Origin of the sequence: Pedobacter sp. PACM 27299, assembly GCF_001412655.1 — a bacterium.
GTDB lineage: Bacteria > Bacteroidota > Bacteroidia > Sphingobacteriales > Sphingobacteriaceae > Pedobacter.
On record NZ_CP012996.1, the window covers coordinates 6,079,462 to 6,096,772 of the forward strand.

The 17,311-nt window shown below is 40.3% G+C and carries 18 protein-coding genes; 9 read left to right on the top strand and 9 right to left on the bottom strand.

Going from position 1 to position 17,311, the window contains the following annotated elements; genetic code table 11:
- Positions 1 to 4: 4 nt before the first annotated feature.
- The 5 genes from tsf to AQ505_RS25660 form a co-directional block, all read right to left on the bottom strand.
- Complete coding sequence (gene tsf / locus AQ505_RS25640; protein WP_062550775.1) at positions 5 to 844, bottom strand: translation elongation factor Ts; 840 nt, start codon at positions 842 to 844, stop codon at positions 5 to 7.
- A 101-nt stretch (positions 845 to 945) separates the two neighbouring features.
- Entirely contained in the window at positions 946 to 1,773 is an 828-nt protein-coding gene (rpsB, locus tag AQ505_RS25645; RefSeq protein WP_062550776.1) for a 30S ribosomal protein S2, read from the bottom strand.
- 19 nt (positions 1,774 to 1,792) lie between these two features.
- Positions 1,793 to 2,179 carry a 30S ribosomal protein S9 gene (gene rpsI / locus AQ505_RS25650; protein WP_062550777.1) on the bottom strand — a complete coding sequence of 129 codons (387 nt, stop codon included), beginning with the start codon at positions 2,177 to 2,179 and terminating at the stop codon, positions 1,793 to 1,795.
- 16 nt (positions 2,180 to 2,195) lie between these two features.
- Positions 2,196 to 2,639 (bottom strand): 50S ribosomal protein L13, encoded by a 444-nt coding sequence (gene rplM, locus AQ505_RS25655; RefSeq protein WP_062550778.1) that lies wholly within the window; start codon positions 2,637 to 2,639, stop codon positions 2,196 to 2,198.
- A gap of 310 nt (positions 2,640 to 2,949) precedes the next feature.
- Positions 2,950 to 3,321: a hypothetical protein gene (locus AQ505_RS25660; RefSeq protein WP_062550779.1), complete on the bottom strand. Its 372-nt coding sequence runs from the start codon at positions 3,319 to 3,321 to the stop codon at positions 2,950 to 2,952.
- 188 nt (positions 3,322 to 3,509) lie between these two features.
- Here AQ505_RS25660 and AQ505_RS25665 point away from each other — a divergent pair, with 188 nt between their 5' ends.
- The 3 genes from AQ505_RS25665 to AQ505_RS25675 are packed head-to-tail and all read left to right on the top strand — an operon-like array spanning position 3,510 to position 5,839.
- Positions 3,510 to 3,716, top strand: coding sequence for a YtxH domain-containing protein (locus tag AQ505_RS25665; protein ID WP_062550780.1), 207 nt, complete (start codon positions 3,510 to 3,512; stop codon positions 3,714 to 3,716).
- 8 nt (positions 3,717 to 3,724) lie between these two features.
- Positions 3,725 to 5,122, top strand: a complete 1,398-nt coding sequence (locus AQ505_RS25670) for an MBL fold metallo-hydrolase RNA specificity domain-containing protein (protein WP_062550781.1) — start codon at positions 3,725 to 3,727, stop codon at positions 5,120 to 5,122.
- A gap of 27 nt (positions 5,123 to 5,149) precedes the next feature.
- Positions 5,150 to 5,839 (top strand): class I SAM-dependent methyltransferase, encoded by a 690-nt coding sequence (locus AQ505_RS25675; protein ID WP_062550782.1) that lies wholly within the window; start codon positions 5,150 to 5,152, stop codon positions 5,837 to 5,839.
- 161 nt (positions 5,840 to 6,000) lie between these two features.
- Here AQ505_RS25675 and pepT read toward each other — a convergent pair whose 3' ends face one another.
- Positions 6,001 to 7,254: a peptidase T gene (pepT, locus tag AQ505_RS25680; RefSeq protein ID WP_062550783.1), complete on the bottom strand. Its 1,254-nt coding sequence runs from the start codon at positions 7,252 to 7,254 to the stop codon at positions 6,001 to 6,003.
- A 28-nt stretch (positions 7,255 to 7,282) separates the two neighbouring features.
- Here pepT and AQ505_RS25685 point away from each other — a divergent pair, with 28 nt between their 5' ends.
- Positions 7,283 to 7,987 (top strand): hypothetical protein, encoded by a 705-nt coding sequence (locus AQ505_RS25685; RefSeq protein ID WP_062550784.1) that lies wholly within the window; start codon positions 7,283 to 7,285, stop codon positions 7,985 to 7,987.
- Between the two features lie 39 nt (positions 7,988 to 8,026).
- A complete protein-coding gene (locus AQ505_RS25690; protein ID WP_062550785.1) occupies positions 8,027 to 8,635 on the top strand; it encodes a rhomboid family intramembrane serine protease in 609 nt (202 codons plus the stop codon).
- Here AQ505_RS25690 and AQ505_RS25695 read toward each other — a convergent pair.
- Entirely contained in the window at positions 8,625 to 9,593 is a 969-nt protein-coding gene (locus AQ505_RS25695; protein WP_062550786.1) for a hypothetical protein, read from the bottom strand. The two genes, AQ505_RS25690 and AQ505_RS25695, sit on opposite strands and share 11 nt — an antisense overlap.
- Before the next feature lie 83 nt (positions 9,594 to 9,676).
- On the opposite strand from AQ505_RS25695, the gene AQ505_RS25700 reads away from it, so the two are divergent.
- Complete coding sequence (locus AQ505_RS25700) at positions 9,677 to 10,723, top strand: dipeptide epimerase (RefSeq protein WP_335337985.1); 1,047 nt, start codon at positions 9,677 to 9,679, stop codon at positions 10,721 to 10,723.
- Here the strand turns inward: AQ505_RS25700 and AQ505_RS25705 are convergent.
- Positions 10,692 to 10,898, bottom strand: a complete 207-nt coding sequence (locus AQ505_RS25705; protein WP_062550787.1) for a DUF6358 family protein — start codon at positions 10,896 to 10,898, stop codon at positions 10,692 to 10,694. The two genes, AQ505_RS25700 and AQ505_RS25705, sit on opposite strands and share 32 nt — an antisense overlap.
- 2 nt (positions 10,899 to 10,900) lie before the next feature.
- A complete protein-coding gene (locus AQ505_RS25710) occupies positions 10,901 to 11,218 on the bottom strand; it encodes a rhodanese-like domain-containing protein (protein ID WP_062551225.1) in 318 nt (105 codons plus the stop codon).
- A gap of 170 nt (positions 11,219 to 11,388) precedes the next feature.
- Here AQ505_RS25710 and AQ505_RS25715 point away from each other — a divergent pair, with 170 nt between their 5' ends.
- From AQ505_RS25715 to AQ505_RS25725, 3 genes are all read left to right on the top strand, one after another.
- Complete coding sequence (locus AQ505_RS25715; RefSeq protein ID WP_062550788.1) at positions 11,389 to 12,486, top strand: DUF4407 domain-containing protein; 1,098 nt, start codon at positions 11,389 to 11,391, stop codon at positions 12,484 to 12,486.
- A 175-nt stretch (positions 12,487 to 12,661) separates the two neighbouring features.
- Entirely contained in the window at positions 12,662 to 13,963 is a 1,302-nt protein-coding gene (locus AQ505_RS25720; protein WP_062550789.1) for a M20/M25/M40 family metallo-hydrolase, read from the top strand.
- A 16-nt stretch (positions 13,964 to 13,979) separates the two neighbouring features.
- Positions 13,980 to 17,303, top strand: coding sequence for a S41 family peptidase (locus AQ505_RS25725; protein WP_062550790.1), 3,324 nt, complete (start codon positions 13,980 to 13,982; stop codon positions 17,301 to 17,303).
- Positions 17,304 to 17,311 lie beyond the last annotated feature (8 nt).

Genomic DNA, 17,311 nt, shown 5'->3' on the forward strand with positions numbered 1-17,311 from the left:
AGGATTAAGCTCCTAATTGTACACGTTTGAATGCGATAACGGTTAGACCGGCAGCAGTATCATTTAAGAATTTACGAACGTCTTTAGAAGAATCTTTAACGAATTCCTGGTTTAATAAAGTACTGTCTTTGTAGAATTTATTCAATTTACCAGCAGCAATTTTCTCTACCATTTCTTCAGGTTTACCTTCAGCGCGGATTTGTTCTTTAGCGATTTCAGTTTCACGCTCAATAGTAGTTGCGTCAACATCAGCTTTATCTAAAGCAACTGGGTTCATTGCAGCGATTTGCATAGCTACATCTTTACCAGCTTCATCAGCACCGTCAAATGCTTGGTTTAAAGCAACCAATACACCTAAACGGTAGTTACCGTGGATGTAAGGAATAACTTTTTCACCTGAAACAGTTTCGAATTTAGAGATACCGATTTTCTCACCGATTTTACCAGTGTTTTCGATAATGATCTCAGAAACTTTCTGACCATCAATTTCTAAAGATAAAAGTTCTTCTAAAGAAGCAGGGTTTTTCTCGATAGCAAGGTCAGTGAATTTGTTAGCTAAAGCTACGAAATCAGCATTTTTAGCCACGAAGTCAGTTTCGCAGTTTAATTCAACAACAACACCACGTTTACCGTCTGCTGTAGCTTTTGCGATAACCACACCTTCATTAGAATCACGGTCCTGACGAGAAGCTGCTACTTTAGCACCTTTTTTACGTAAGTAATCAACCGCTGCTTCGAAATCACCGTTAGTTTCGATCAATGCTTTTTTGCAATCCATCATACCAGAACCGGTTTGTTGGCGTAATTTATTTACGTCTGCTGCAGAAATTTGTACTGTAGACATCTTATTTCTTTTTAAGTTTTTATTTAAAAAATTATGGGTTGTACGATGTATGTTGTAAGGAAAAACCCGCAACGCACAACATACAACCCATATTATATTATTTAAGCTTCTTCGCTAGTACCTTCTTCTTCAGTATCAGCATTTACTTTTTTTCTTCTTGCGCCAGGAGCAGCAGCTTCTGGAGCATCAGCAGCAGCTTTAGCAGCTACAGCTTCTTTTTCAGTTTCTTCGTCTTTTTCGCGTTTGCGCTCGTCTAAACCTTCTTCAATTGCTTTGATGATTACATCAGTAATTAAAGAGATAGATTTAGTAGCATCATCATTCGCTGGGATTGGGAAATCGATGTTAGAAGGATCAGAGTTAGTATCAACCATTGCGAAAGTTGGAATGTTTAATTTCAACGCTTCGCTAACTGCGATGTGCTCTTTTTTAACGTCAATCAAGAAGATAGCAGCTGGTAAACGGTTTAGATCCGCGATACCACCTAATAAGCTTTCCAATTTAATACGCTCACGTTGGATCATTAAACGCTCTTTCTTAGAAAGGATCGAGTAAGTTCCGTCTTTAGTCATCTTGTCGATGTTAGACATCTTTTTGATAGACTTGCGAACAGTAGCAAAGTTGGTTAACATACCACCTAACCAACGTTCAGTTACGAAAGGCATGTTTACTTTTTTTGCTTGATCAGCAACGATTTCTTTAGCCTGTTTCTTAGTAGCTACGAAAAGAATCTTACGACCAGATTTAACGATCTGTTTGATTGCTGAAGCAGCTTCTTCAGTTTTGGTTAAAGTTTTATTTAAATCTATAATGTGGATTCCATTGCGCTCCATGAAAATGTAAGGCGCCATTTTTGGGTTCCATTTACGGGTAAGGTGACCGAAGTGTACACCTGCATCCAATAAGTCTTGATATGTAGTTCTTGCCATTGTGTTTGTCTCCTTAAGATTAACGTTTACTGAATTGGAATTTCTTACGTGCTTTCTTACGTCCTGGTTTCTTACGTTCAACCATACGCATATCACGGGTCATTAACCCTTTAGCGCGTAATGCTGGTTTTTTCTCAGCATCCAATTCCACAATAGCTTTAGCGATAGCTAAACGAACTGCTTCTGCCTGACCTTTGATACCACCACCTGCTACATTCACTTTAACATCATATTGACCAGTCAATTCAGAAACTTCGAATGATTGGTTAACGATGTATTGTAAAGGTAATGTTGGGAAATATTCTTTATGGTCTTTACCGTTTACGGTAATTGTGCCGTTGCCTTCTTTTAAATAGATGCGCGCAACAGCAGTTTTTCTTCTTCCTGAAGTGTTAGTAACTGACATTTCTTTCTTCCTTTAATTAAAGTGTAATGGTTTTTGGTGATTGTGCTGCATGAGGATGTTCTGTGCCTGCATAAACAAAAAGGTTGGTGTATAATTTAGCACCAAGTTTTGTTTTAGGTAACATACCACGTACTGCTTTCTCGATAACACGCTTAGGGTGTTTCGCCATTAACTCTTTTGGAGAAATGAAACGCTGACCACCTGGGTAACCAGTGTAAGAAATATAGCGTTTGTCGCTGAATTTATTTCCTGTCAATTTAACCTTATCCGCATTGATAACGATAACGTTATCTCCGCAGTCTACGTGTGGGGTATACTCAGGCTTGTTTTTACCACGGATGATCATAGCGATCTTCGATGACAAGCGCCCCAAAATCTCGCCTTGTGCGTCAACAACAACCCACTGTTTGTTAACAGTTTTTGCATTGGCAGAGACAGTTTTGTAACTTAACGTATTCACTTGCTTGTATTTAATTTGTTAAACAATTATTTATTCACCCTAAGATTTAGGGACTGCAAAGATAGACAGAATTATTTAAATACCAAACAGTTGGAGAAAGATAGTTTGTTAATATTATTCCAGCCGGAAAAAAGCAGCCGCAGCAGCAGGGAGAAATAGGCCAGGGTAGTCCTAAAAAAAGCGAGGAAGTCACCGGGAAGTGTTCGGGAAGAGAAGGGCCTTATTTCCTTTTTACTTACAATAAAGTTCTTTTTAGACCTCATAAAGCAGGACTACTGAAAAATTTAATGAGGATCAGATGAAAGCCTTCTTAATTTTCAGAGGCCTGATCATTTCTAAAATAATGCAGGGCATACAACAGCTGCAGCAGAATGCTGAGCAGAAAAAAAGCAGTAGGCAATAAATAACTCCAGATATTGTCAAAATACTGATGTTCAATCGCAGATTGTACAATATATGTACAGCCCATTGCCAAATATGCCCAAAAACAAAGACAGCAAACTGCTAAGATCCCATGAATTAAGCCAAGATTTCTTTCCTCTTGTATCTTTTTAATCACAAATGCATTAAAAGCCACAACGACACCAACCCCTGCAATGATCAGCAGATTATCGCCTGTCACGAACAGCAGCAGATAAGCCATTGCCAGGAAGACATTCAAATAAGATAGACGTTTCAACATTCCTACTAATTTACAACAAACATCTTATAATTTATGGCTTTCTGACTTGATTTACAATCCTCAGCAAATTATTCGGCACCGTCTTTGTTAACTATCTGACGAAAATTAACAATTATTAACCTAGCTCAGTTTTGCTTTGTTTAACCACAGCAGTACTGAGAATCGATCACAAATTAAAAACTACATTTATGAAAAAGGAAACTAAAATAATTGCAGGAATACTAGCTGGAGCGGCGCTTGGTGCGGCAATTGCATTAATTATTTCATCAGATAAAGATGGAGAAATGAAAGACAAAGTATCAGATTGGTTTTGTGACCTATTAGATTCATCAAAAGAAAAACTGGTAGATGCTGCAAGTCAGGTGAAAGACACTATTGCTAAAGTTAGAGCCTAAGTAGATTAATGAAAATTGCATTTCATGGGGCGGCACGTACCGTTACGGGTAGTAAACATCTGATTACTTTAAAAAATAACACTCAAATTTTATTAGACTGCGGGCTATTTCAGGGCTTGGGTAACCTGACGGAGGGGCTCAATGAGTCTTTCGGTTTTGCCCCGGCCCAGGTCAGCTATCTTATTTTATCCCATGCGCACATAGACCATTGCGGTTTATTACCAAGATTGGTTGCGGAAGGATTTCGAGGAAACATTTACTGTACCCCTGCTACCAAAGACCTTTGTCGGATTTTGCTGCTGGATTCTGCAAAGATTCAGACACAGGATGCCGAATACGCAAATAAGAAATTGCGACAAGGGGAACTTGAGGAAATGCCATTATATACTGAAAAAGATGTTTTGCAAACCCTGGAACAGTTTAAAGTGGTTCCCTACAACCAGGATTTTCAAATTGATGCTGATGTAACCTTAAACTTTACAGATGCTGGTCATATCGTGGGCAGTGCCGCGGTACATTTAAAAATTAAGGAAGAGGGGAAAACGATCAACCTGACTTTCAGTGGTGATGTGGGCAGGTATGGAGATTTGCTTTTGAAAAGCCCCCAATCCTTCCCCCAGGCGGATTATGTCATCATAGAATCTACTTACGGCGACTCGCTTCATCAGGATCTTGATCCTATAGAAGATACTTTAAGAGAAATTATTGAGCAAACCTGTATCGTTAAGAAAGGAAAAGTCATTATTCCGGCATTTAGCGTCGGCCGTACTCAGGAATTACTTTACGCTTTGAATGCGATGGAGCTGAAAGATCAATTGCCGGATGTACAGTATTACGTAGACAGTCCATTGTCTTTACAGGCTACAGAGGTACTCAGAAATCACCCGGAAGTATACAACAACGGTGTAAAAGAAGTGATGAAAGTAGACCATGACATCTTCGGATTTAAGGGTTTAAAATTTATTGAAAGCGTAGAAGAATCTAAGGCTTTAAATGGTGATTCACGACCATGTGTGATCATTTCATCCTCCGGCATGGCCGAGGGTGGCAGGGTAAAACACCATATCCGCAACAATATCAGTGATCAGAAAAACACTATCCTCATGGTGGGTTATGCAGAACCGAGATCTTTAGCCGGCAAATTATTAGCGGGACATAAACAAGTTTGGCTTTTCGGTCAGGATTACGAAGTAGTTGCCGACATACGTTCGATTAAATCGATGAGTGCGCATGGCGATTACGAAGACCTGCTACAATTCTTATCCGGACAAAACCCTGCACTTGTAAAGCAGGTGTTTTTAGTGCATGGAGAATATAAAGTTCAACAGGTATTTGCACAGCATTTACAGGATAAAGGCTTCCAGCATATACTCATTCCAGAACAACATCAGGAATTTGAGGTCTAACATTAAAGGTTTTTTTATCTTTGCCGGATGGACGTTTTTGGTGAAGCCTTAAAAGATCAATTTAGAAAGCCACCTGCAGAAACTTTGTGGGTACACAATTCTTATGATGAACCGGAAGAGATGCCGGTCGACATTTATTTTAGGGATGAAGCAGAAATGCCTGAGCTTGAACTCAGGGCTATGGAACTTTGCAAAGGAAAAGTGCTGGACGTGGGTGCAGGTGTAGGTAGTCATGCCCTGGTGCTTCAAAATCGCGGCTTTAATGTAACTGGCATGGACATCTCCCTGCCTGCCGTAGAGATCATGAAGGAACGTGGATTAAAACAGGTCATTGCAGGAAATATCCTGATTTATAAAGATGAAAAATATGACACGCTTCTTTTTATGATGAATGGAATCGGGCTTACAGGCTCTATTTCCGGACTAAAATCATTTTTGAAACAAGTTAAAGACTTATTGAATCCAGGTGGTCAGTTGATATTCGACAGTTCAGACCTCTCCTACCTTTACCAGGAAATTCCTTTCCCTAATCATGGGTACTTTGGAGAAGTTAGTTTCAGATACGAATATAAAGGGCTTAAAGGAGATTGGTTCAAATGGGTATATGTAGACCAAAGCACATTGATTGAAATTGCCAAGGCTAATGGCTGGGAGCCAGAAATCATTTTTGAAGACGGACAGGATCAGTACCTGGCCAGACTAAGCATTAAAGCTTAACTAATACCAGTACCAAACTGGTTCTTCTTAATTAAGGCATAGAAAAATAAAATTGATTGAAAATATAAAAAGCGCCGTATCATGATCAACATGGTACGGCGCTTTCATTTTCTATAGTGCTGTTATTCCACGAATGTTAAGTGAGCAGCGCTAAAATATAACTAAGCTTTTTCTTCCCAGATTGCTGCGATGTTAATGATAGTTTCCACTGCTTTTTCCATATCCTGAACCGATGCCCATTCTTGTTTACCATGGAAAGCGTGTTCACCAGCAAAGATATTAGGACAAGGCAAGCCCATAAAAGAAAGACGTGAACCATCGGTTCCTCCTCTGATACTTTGTCTTTTTGGTTTGATACCCGCTCTTTCTATCGCTTCGATACCATAAGCAATCACTTGTGGGTACTCATCCAATACCTTTTTCATATTTCGGTATTGTTCTGTGATTTTCAGCTCGTAGGTAGAGTTTGGGAAATCTTCAATGATGTTTCTTACGGTTGCATCCAGCATTTCGCCATTGGCTTCCAGCTGTTCATCATCAAAAGCGCGTAAGATAAAACGTGCTTCTGCCTGTTCTACGCTTCCACTAATCGTAACCGGGTGGATAAACCCTTCTTTTCCTTCAGTAGATTCCGGAGAAAGGCAGTCTGAAGGTAAAGAGCTGATCACATCTGATAAGATTTTGATCGCACTTTCCATTTTATCTTTTGCAAATCCAGGGTGGGTACTTACTCCTTTAATAGTCAATACTGCGCCATCTGCAGAAAAAGTTTCATCTTCGATAGAACCTAAAGTCTCTCCATCTACGGTATAAGCAAAATCAGCACCTAATTTTTTCAGATCTGCTTTATCGACACCTCTGCCGATTTCTTCATCCGGAGTAAATAAAATCTTTATTGTTCCGTGTTTGTGGGTTGGATTTTGCATTAAGAAAGCTGCTGCCTCCATAATTTCGGCCAAGCCGGCTTTATTATCAGCACCAAGCAATGTTGTTCCGCTGGCGGTAAAGATGTCATTCCCAATCTGGTGTTTTAGATCCGGGTGTTCTGACATTTTCAGCACGATGTTATGGTCGTCAGGAAGGACAAGGTCTTCTCCCTGGTAGTTGGCATGAATAATTGGTTTCACATTTGTGCCGCTGCAGTCTGGAGAAGTATCCATGTGTGAGCAGAAACAAATTACAGGCACCTTTTTTTCTGTATTAGAAGGGATGGTTGCATATACATACCCGAAATCATCAAGATGGGCATCAGTGATTCCCAATTCTAATAATTCCTCCACAAGAACCTTTCCTAAGTTCTTTTGCTTCTCTGTAGAAGGCACGGTGGTTGACATTGGGTCTGACTGCGTATCAATCTGCACGTATTTAGCAAATCGGTTTTGAAGGGAATTGTTTTTATTTTGATAATTTAGCATAGTCTTAAAAAAAACAAAGCTAAATAATTTGAAAGCAATTATCACTGGATGCCTGTTACTTCTATCTTTTATTCCTGTTAAAGCTCAAACCAATTTCTATAAAATCAGTGTTGGTGGTGGTTTTGGAGTTACTCAATCTTTTACTGACCTAAAAAAACATGACTTTGGTCTGGCAGGTTATGGCGTCATCGATTATTATTTCAGTCCTTTTATTAGTGCTGGTTTGGAGGGACAAATGGGCGAAATTAATAGTGGAGATGTAAAAACAGACGCTGCTGGTCGTCAATCCATCAATACTTACAAAGCGATTAACTTCAATACCAAATTTGGATTAGGCACTTTGATTGACTATCGTCGTGGTGGTTTTGCGAATACAATTAAGGGACTTTACCTGGGCACCGGGCTTGGAATGGTGATGAACTCGGTTAACAATGTACGCAAAGTCAGTTATGAACAAGAAATCCCATATCCCGGTAAAAGTAAATCAACAGACCTACTCATTCCGATCAATCTAGGCATTAACTTTTATTTCCCTGATCGATACGGCTATTGCCGTTATATTTTAAACTTCAATTACCAGAGCACATTTACTTTGGGAGAGGGCTTAGATGGTTACGACAATTCTTCTGTTAATTTTAAAGCTGGCAAACCAGATGCCTATACCTACTTCTCTGTGGGGATGAGGTATCAGTTTGGCAGTATCGGCCTTGCCGATAAAACATTATTTTATTAACCTATAAAAAATCCGTTTCTTACGAAAAAACACCTTATCATGGAATACCTTACCCAGACTCCCGTTGCCTCGATCATCTTTCTTTTCACGATCGTGACTAGTATTTATGCCTTTAATGATCATGGGTTATTTGGGAAATTTATGTTACACCCTTATAGTGTATCGAGAAAACACAAGTTATACACGTTAATTACCAGCGGTCTGATTCATGCGGATTGGATGCACCTGATTTTTAACATGATGACCTTTTACTTCTTTGCCTTCAGACTGGAAGCCATGATTGGTTCCTGGCAGTTCGGTTTATTGTACGTTTTAGCTTTGGTTTTGAGTGACATCCCTTCGGTGATCAAACACAAAGATGACATGTGGTACAATAGCCTTGGTGCTTCTGGTGCAATTAGCGCGGTACTGTTTAGCTTTATCTTATTTGATCCGATGTCTAAGATGATCATCTTCCCATTGCCTATCCCAATCTGGGCCTGGTTATTTGGATTGCTATATTTAGCATATTGCTGGCAGATGGCAAAAAGGGCGCAGGACAATATCAATCATGACGCCCATTTTTTCGGTGCATTAACAGGTTTAATCTTTACCGTAATTTTTGTTCCGGGAATCATTCCTCATTTTATTAGCCGCCTTATTGGGTAGCAGGCAAACAAGCCGGTTCAAAATAACTGATCGGATTTGTTGGGTCTTTAATAATCTCAAACAACGTATGTCCCCAAGGTTTCCAGAAATCCTGTAATACCTGGGCATACGTTTTATGCTGCCAATGGTCGAAAAGGGCTTTATTCATCGTTCCTCTCAATGGCATTGCATCAATATAAACTGTTCCTTCTACCGTCATTACCGTATATTCTGGCAATCTGTTGAACAGGTAAGCAGAATAATAGAAACGTGCACAAAGTTCTTCAAATTGCTGTGCGGAAAGTGGTTTGGTACCAACTTGCTCCAGGAGCTCTCTATGAAAGATCTTATTCGTTCCGTTATCTTGTAAACAAGCGATAATTCCGAAATCTTTCAATTTCAAAGAGAAGGTCAGGGTATTGATCTCATCTCTAAAGCTGAAACTCGTTTCTTGCTCTTCCAGAGGCACCACTACAATAGACCATGGGATAAAATCTTCATACACCACATCTCTATAAATGCTTTGAATCATGGTATTCAGGTTTCCAAATTTATGCATCAAACCCTGGGACATATTCACACCATCAGCAGAAATCTGCTGTAAACGTACTGCCGCATTCATTTCAATATAAATCAGGCTGTACATAAACTTACCGATCCATTTGAACAGATCTTCTTCCGATAATGCGGAAACCGCAGCGTAACCTTCAGAGAAAGCCGCAGCAATCTTAGCTTCTAATGGCTGGATAAAATTCTCCGATACTTCTGTACTGCAAGGCACTTTTAAGGTATTGTAGGCACGAACACTCTCATCCAATAACTTAATTTGCTCTTCTCCGGAAAAGTTGGCGACTTTCAACAGCCAGTCTGGCAATACATTGATTTCCTCCACTGGAGCATCGAAGGTTTCTCCACTCAGGAAGCAGTTTTTATATTTAAAATCGAAGTTTTTAAATGGCTGATATATTGTGCTATTCATACTGGGTACAATATTAAGTATATTATTTTTACATTCGCTGCAGCGCTGATTTTTTAACTTTGATATTACTAAATACCCAATTTATGTCCATGCAGGTCGCCTATACGTCATACAATCTGGAACTAAAACATCCTTTTACCATTGCTAAGTTTTCTAGAACCAGTACGCCGCTGATGCTGCTGAAATTGGGCTATGAAAGTGAAACCGGATATGGGGAGGCTTCTATGGTTCCTTACCTGGGGGAACATGTGGAAACAGCTACTGCATTCTTAAAAAAAGTAGATTGGAATCGCTTTACATTTCCTTTCAATTTTGAGGAAATCACCGCTTATCTGGATTTCCTGGATACTGGAAATACCGCTATAAAGGCAGCTATAGATATCGCCTTAAATGATTTAAACGGAAAACTCCTGCAAAAGGCCTGTTATGAAATCTATGGCGCCGATCCTTCCAAAATGCCACTTGCTTCGTATACCATTGGTATCGACGAGCCGGAGGTGATCAGGGAAAAAGTATTGGACGCTAAAAATTTTAGCATTCTAAAAGTAAAGCTGGGAAGAGACAACGATAAAGAGCTGATTCAAACCATTCGGAGCATGACCGATGTTCCATTGTATATTGATGCCAATCAGGGCTGGAACAATAAAAAACAAGCTATTGATATGATTTACTGGCTGCATGATCAGGGTGCCGTACTGATTGAACAGCCGATGGACAAATCAGACCTGGATGGCAATGCCTGGTTAACCGGGCGGAGTCCGATCCCAATTCTGGCGGATGAGGCGGTGCAGCGCCTAGCTGATATTGATGGACTAAGAGGGGCTTACCATGGCATCAATATCAAACTCATGAAAAGTGCTGGTATGTCTGAAGCCTCGCTAATGATTAAAAAAGCGCGTTCTTTCGGTATGAAAGTATTGATTGGCTGTATGAGTGAGAGTTCCTGTGCCACGCAGGCGGGGATGGCGCTTGCTCCACTCTGTGATTGGGCTGATTTGGATGGTCCCTGGCTAACCAGGAACAATCCATTTGATGCCCCGCAAATCATTGCGGGGAGATATCAGTTGAAAAATTTGCCTGGATTAGGCTTAGAAAGGATTAACCCTTCAATTCTGCTTCCTTTTTCTTAAGTGTTGCACGCATCTCTTTTACCAGCTGCAGCTTTACATATAAGAAGAAGATACCAGTAGCCGCAAAAAGGGCCATGGCCAGGTATTGTTTATTGTTGAAACCCCATGTTCCACCAAAGATGGAAATGATCAGTCCTATGTTATAAAAAACGTTTAATGCGATTTTTTTTCCCATGATTAGTAAACAGGCATATTAGGATCGAAAGCCTCTTTCCAGGCAACGATACCACCTTTTAGGTTATATAAATTGGTTAATCCAAGCATTTGTTCTAACTGCATTACTGCTGCTGCGCTTCTTTTACCACTTCTGCATTGAATAATTACGGGTTTATCCTGAGCAATCTGATCTGCTTCAATTAGGATACCACCTAAAGGGATGTTCAAACCATCAAGATTCGAAGTTTCATATTCAAAAGTTTCCCTTACATCAATCAGTTGGAAATCTTCTTTATTGTCGATCTTTTCTTTTAGTTCCTGAACGGTTATTTCCTTTATCATATTTTTAGCTTTTTTCAAAGATAAGCAATGCCGAAAATATTATGGTTAAAAAAACCACAAAATCACATTCAGATGAAGATAATGGGATCATTTCAAGCAAATTACTGTAACAACTAGGTGAGCTGCGCGTTTAATAGTCAGTCTTTAGTAACTTTGAAATTTACATCATGAATTCTATATCTCGTTTCTTCTGGTTTTGCTCGGGAGCGCACATTTCCACACTCGAGAAACATCCTACCGAACATAATAAATACCTGGGAATAGGCGCTACCATTTTCTTCACAGGCTTATTTGCTGCACTATCTGGTGGCTATGCCATGTATTTCGTTTTTAAAGGAGATACCACAGCCGTACTTTTTGCACTGTTTTTTGGCTTGATCTGGGGGTTGGCCATTTTTAATATGGACCGCTATATTGTGGCCAGCATCAACAAAAGTGCTAGTACAAATAAGCAAATTCTACAGGCCACCCCAAGGATATTACTGGCCATTATGATTGGACTCGTCATCTCCCGTCCATTGGAATTGAAAATATTTGATAAAGAGATTAAGGAAAGACTAAAAGTAAGCTACCTGAACAACCAGCGTTCCAAAATCGATACTTTAAATGCCTCATTTGGGAATAAGTATAAGATTGAGCTCGGAAAGCTTAACGATGTGAAAGCAGAGCGTGATTCCTTGGCGAGTGCCATCAAGGCGGACAGACAAAAATTAAACTTTGAGATCTTTGGGAATAAGACTTTGGAAACTTCCGGCGTAATGGGTTATGGCCCCTATGCGAAAAGGAAAGAAGCGGAGTTGAAACAGCGGGAACAGAATCTTGATACGCTGACGGCAGATGTCAGGGCACTGGAAAAATTTGTGGACGGAAGAAAACAATTTGATGGACTGATGACAGAGAAACTCTTTACCGGTAAACAACTGGACAGCCTGAGTAATATTGCGGGCTTTGCCGACAGAAACTGGGCATTAGGCCAGCTGAGCTTTAATACCGATGGGACAAGAGATGTGAACACTTCACTTGCGGTCACTTTCATTGGCCTGCTGTTTATTTTCTTTGAGTGCCTACCCGTATTTGTAAAGCTGATGAGTGGCCGCGGGCCCTATGACCATTCTATACAGAATCTGGAAGAAACACAGATTTACGCTTCCGATAAAGATAAGGAGTATGAGATAGCGGTGATAGATGGTGTTCAGGAGACCCGCATTGAAACCGAAATCCAACGCAGAAAACGAGAACTGACACATCCTTCTACAGAAGAATAATCTTTTTATACAAAAAAGAAGCTGCCATGTACTCCACATCGGCCTTTGTACTCAAAAGAGTGCTAAAAACTGTAGAAATCCGTAACATTTTACTTTATAAATCAACTAATCATCAGTTGCTGTCTTAAAGTATTAATGTTAAACAATTGAACCATAAAAAAACAATTATATTCTGATGAAAAAAACCATTTACACCTTATTTATAGTGTTCCTGGCACAGCAATCATTTGCGCAGGACATTGATAAGATCATTACCAGACCTTATGTAGAGCGTTTAATCAAGACGCTGAGCAGTGATGAAATGGAAGGCCGCGCTACCTTCTCCCCAGGAATTGAGAAAGCCGCAGATTTTATCTCCGCTGAATTTAAAAATATTGGCTTGAAACCTTTGGAAGGGAATAGCTTCCGACAATCATTTACTAAGAAAAAGCTAAAGCCAGTCAGCACCAAAGTGAGTATTGACGGTAAAGAGATTCCTGCTTCTGATGTTCTGGTTTACGGAAACACCTCGGAAACACAGCTTTTTGATCAATCCAATAGTGATGGATGGGTTAAAATGGATCCTGAAAAACCATTCATGGCACAATTGAGGTCCTTGACCAAAGAGAAGAAAAAACAAGTGGTGCTAGTAGATGCCAAGTTTGCAGATGCTTTTAAAAGAATCCGCGATTACTTAGCTCAGGGTGCTGATGTGGATGAGAAACACATCAATGATGCTGCTTATGTATTTGTATTAGGTGTAGATACTGTAGCTAAGGGGTTTAATATAGATTTAAAGAATAAACTAGAAGTACTTCCTTTGTTTAACGTGGCAGGAATGATCCCTGGAAAGTCAAAAGCAAAAGAACTGGTGGTTTTCTCTGGTCACTATGATCATTTAGGAATCATCAAATCGGAAGGTACAGACAGCATTGCCAATGGTGCGGATGATGATGCTTCCGGTACTACTGCTATGATCGCCCTTGCGAAATACTACAAAAAACTAAACAACAACGCACGTACATTGATCTTTGTGGCCTTTACTGCAGAAGAAATCGGTGGATATGGTGCGAGACATTTCTCAGAAAAACTAAACCCTGATGAGGTGGTGGCGATGTTCAACATTGAAATGATTGGTAAAGACAGCAAGTTTGGTAAGAATACAGCGTTTATTACTGGATTCGACAAGTCGGATTTTGGAAAGATCTTACAGAAAAACCTGGAAGGCACAGAATTTACCTTCCATCCGGATCCATATCCACAGCAAAACCTATTTTACAGAAGTGACAATGCCACTTTAGCGGCATTGGGTGTTCCCGCACACACCATCAGTACAGATCAGATCGATAGCGATAAATTTTACCATACCGTAAAAGATGAGTTTGAAACGCTAGACGTAGACAACATTCTATCGACGATTAAAGGCATCGCAAAAAGTGCCATCACGATTGTACAAGGAAAAGATACCCCAACAAGAATCCCGAAATTAAGTAATTAACTATAGCACTATTTTTATGACCTTTCTTAAACCTAATCAATTATCATTTTTAGCCGCTGCCGCATTATCGGTCACCATGACCCTGGCCTTTACGCTTTCAGCGAATGCACAAAAGCAAGAAACCCTTTTAATCCGAAGCCCTGCAGTTAGTGCCAATCATTTAGCATTTGTGTATGGCGGCGACATTTGGATCTCCGACAAAGACGGCAGTAATCCAAGACGACTAACGGTAAATCCAGCGGTAGAGCAGAACCCATTGTTTTCTCCTGATGGCAAACAAATTGCCTTTACTGGAAACTATGATGGCAATACCGATGTATATGTCATTCCTATTGAAGGTGGCGCTCCTAAAAGAGTGACTTACCACCCTGCTGCCGATGTGATGCGTGGATGGCTAGACAATAACCAGTTATATTTTACTTCTACAAGAGACTATCAATTTGCATTGAGTCCGAGGTTACACCAGATTAATATCGATGGGACTGCTGAAAAGGCTTTACCAATGCCGGAAGCTGTTCAGGGTACCCCTTCTGCGGACAAAAGGTACTGGGCTTATATCAAAAACACCGATCCAACGGAACGTAGCAACGTTGCTTTTAAGCGCTATCGTGGTGGTGGTATGCCACAGATCTGGATCTTTGACACACAAACAAAAGACATCGAAATCATTCCTGGTGTGGGTTCTAATAATGTGAAGCCACAATGGGTAGGCAATAAAGTTTATTTCTTATCCGACAGAGATCTGACCATGAACTTGTTCAGTTATGATGTGAAAAGCAAAAAAACAGAGAAGTTAACAGATTTCAAGGATTACGATATTAAAACCTTAACTGCTGGCCCTGGAGTAATTGCTTTTGAGCAGGCTGGTAAAGCACATTTACTAGAGACGGCTAATCATAAGGTCCGCGATATTTCGATCAACATTCAGGCAGATGCGCCTTATAAAAGGCCACACTACATTGATATGGCCAGTAATATCCGCAATTCAGAAATCTCTCCTACTGGAGTAAGGGCCCTTTTTGAAAGTCGCGGGGAAATCTATTCAGTCCCTAAAGAAAAAGGAGATGCGAGAAACTTGTCGAATTCTCCTGGCAGTTATGATAAATTCCCAGCCTGGTCGCCAGATGGGAAGTATATTTCTTACTTGTCTGATAAAGACGGCAACTATCAATTGGTACTCTTAAATCAGGCCACTAAAGAAGCACCAATCTATATCCCGTTAGGGAAGACGGCATTTTATTACCAGCCGGTATGGTCGCCGGATAGCAAGAAATTGTTTTATGGCGATGCCCATTTGAACTTGTTCTATATTGATATTAATGCCCGCAAGCCAATTTTGGTGAAAGCGGATAAGGATGGGTCTTCTCCTGGCAGGTCATTTAGTGCGCTACAACCTGCCTGGTCGCCGGATTCTAAATGGATTTCTTATGTCGCTACCTTACCCAATTCGGTAAGTGCAGTCTATTTATATAACCTCGACAAGGAAAGCCATACTCAGGTTACTGATGGGATGAGCGAGGTATCTTCTCCGAATTTCAGTAGAGATGGTAAATATTTATTCTTCCTGGCGAGTACGGATGTGGGTTTAACCAATAGTGGGTTACACATGTCGGCTTATCAGCGACCAGTAAATTACAACGCTTATGCATTGATTCTTTCCAAGAAAACGCCTTCAATATACAAAACTGAAAGTGATGAAGAGGTCATAAAATCTGAGGACAGTCCTGCGAAGAAAAAAGAAGAGCCTAAAAAAGAATCTTCGAAAAAAGATAAAAAAGGAAAAGAAGCAGAGAAACCTGCTGCTCCTCCGGTAAAAGCTCCGATTGAAATAGATCTTGCTGATTTGAGGAGCCGGATTATTCCGCTTCCTATATCTGGCAGCATTAATGGGCTAGATGGTGGAGTAGATGGGATGTTACTTTACTATAAAAATGATGAGCTGGGTGCATTGGATTTGAAAAAGATGGAAAGCAGTACCTTGGTTTCCGGAATTTCCAGCCTGAGTATAAGTGCTGACGGGAAGTCTATGCTTTACGGTTCCAGAGGAAACTATTACATCGTTGATGCAGGTAAAAAACCAGGAAGTTCAGAAGCTGGAAAGCTAAAACTGGATGGCATCAAAGTATTGGTAGACCCTACTGCAGAGTGGAAACAAATGTTTGATGAGGTTTGGAGTATGGAGAAAGACTTTTTTTATGTAGAAAATATGCACGGTACCGATTGGCCAGCTATGAAGGTAAAGTATGAGAAATTCCTTCCTTATGTAAACCACCGTTCTGACCTTTCTTATGTTTTCAATGAGATGATGGGTGAAATGGTAGTTGGTCACAACTATATATCTCCTGGTGATGAACCTGGTGCTCCCTCAGTTTCTGTAGGCTTATTGGGTGCAGATTATGAGGTAGACAATGGTTTCTATAAGATCAAAAAGATCTTTACCCGTCTGGATTGGAATCCAACTTTTAAAGCACCATTGGCAGAACCAGGATTGAACATCAAAGAAGGTGATTATATCGTAGCGGTTGAAGGCGTACCACTGACTTCAAAAACTTCTATATATAGTCTTTTTGACTTCAAAGCGGGCAAACAGGTTGCGATCAAAGTAAATAGCAAGCCAAGTTTAGATGGTGCCAGAGAAGTAGTAGTGGTACCGGTAGCGGCGCCTCAGGAATTCGAGTTGAGAAAGATGGACTGGGTAGAGAACAACCGCAAAAGAGTAGATAAAATAAGTGATGGCAAAATTGCTTATGTCTATATGCCGAATACAGGCCCTGATGGTTACACCTATTTCAACAGGTATTATTTTTCCCAAATGGATAAGAAAGCCTTATTAATGGATGAGCGTAACAACGGTGGCGGATGGGTTGCAGATTATGTGATTGATTTGCTAAGCCGTGAATTGATGAGCTATTGGGGAATCAGGGATGGAAAAAGTTTCACCACTCCAGGGAATGGCATCTTCGGTCCGAAAGCCATGCTGATCAATGAAAATGCCGGTTCTGGAGGCGATATGATGCCTTATATGTTTAAGAAAAAAGGATTGGGTAAATTAGTTGGTCGTACTACTATGGGTATCCTGGTAGGGATCAGCGGTTATCCTCTTTTACTGGATGGAGGCAGCATCACCTCTCCTAACTTCGGTGTATACGATACTGATGGAAAATGGATCATTGAGAACGAAGGTGTGGCACCGGATATTTTCGTTGAACAAACTCCTAAAGATTTACTGGAGGGCAGAGATCCTCAATTGGAACGTACTATTAAGGTGTTGCAAGAGGAGATCAAAACTTACAAATATCCGAATGTAACTAAACCTAAAGACCCAATCCGAGGTCATTAAGCTAGAAA

Excerpts from the sequence above, each read along its gene's own strand:
- tsf (WP_062550775.1), bottom strand. The coding sequence starts at position 844 with ATGTCTACAGTACAAATTTCTGCAGCAGACGTAAATAAATTACGCCAA.
- rpsB (WP_062550776.1), bottom strand. The coding sequence starts at position 1,773 with ATGGCAAGAACTACATATCAAGACTTATTGGATGCAGGTGTACACTTC.
- rpsI (WP_062550777.1), bottom strand. The coding sequence starts at position 2,179 with ATGTCAGTTACTAACACTTCAGGAAGAAGAAAAACTGCTGTTGCGCGC.
- AQ505_RS25660 (WP_062550779.1), bottom strand. The coding sequence starts at position 3,321 with ATGTTGAAACGTCTATCTTATTTGAATGTCTTCCTGGCAATGGCTTAT.
- AQ505_RS25665 (WP_062550780.1), top strand. The coding sequence starts at position 3,510 with ATGAAAAAGGAAACTAAAATAATTGCAGGAATACTAGCTGGAGCGGCG.
- AQ505_RS25670 (WP_062550781.1), top strand. The coding sequence starts at position 3,725 with ATGAAAATTGCATTTCATGGGGCGGCACGTACCGTTACGGGTAGTAAA.
- AQ505_RS25675 (WP_062550782.1), top strand. The coding sequence starts at position 5,150 with ATGGACGTTTTTGGTGAAGCCTTAAAAGATCAATTTAGAAAGCCACCT.
- pepT (WP_062550783.1), bottom strand. The coding sequence starts at position 7,254 with ATGCTAAATTATCAAAATAAAAACAATTCCCTTCAAAACCGATTTGCT.
- AQ505_RS25690 (WP_062550785.1), top strand. The coding sequence starts at position 8,027 with ATGGAATACCTTACCCAGACTCCCGTTGCCTCGATCATCTTTCTTTTC.
- AQ505_RS25695 (WP_062550786.1), bottom strand. The coding sequence starts at position 9,593 with ATGAATAGCACAATATATCAGCCATTTAAAAACTTCGATTTTAAATAT.
- AQ505_RS25700 (WP_335337985.1), top strand. The coding sequence starts at position 9,677 with ATGTCCATGCAGGTCGCCTATACGTCATACAATCTGGAACTAAAACAT.
- AQ505_RS25705 (WP_062550787.1), bottom strand. The coding sequence starts at position 10,898 with ATGGGAAAAAAAATCGCATTAAACGTTTTTTATAACATAGGACTGATC.
- AQ505_RS25715 (WP_062550788.1), top strand. The coding sequence starts at position 11,389 with ATGAATTCTATATCTCGTTTCTTCTGGTTTTGCTCGGGAGCGCACATT.
- AQ505_RS25720 (WP_062550789.1), top strand. The coding sequence starts at position 12,662 with ATGAAAAAAACCATTTACACCTTATTTATAGTGTTCCTGGCACAGCAA.
- AQ505_RS25725 (WP_062550790.1), top strand. The coding sequence starts at position 13,980 with ATGACCTTTCTTAAACCTAATCAATTATCATTTTTAGCCGCTGCCGCA.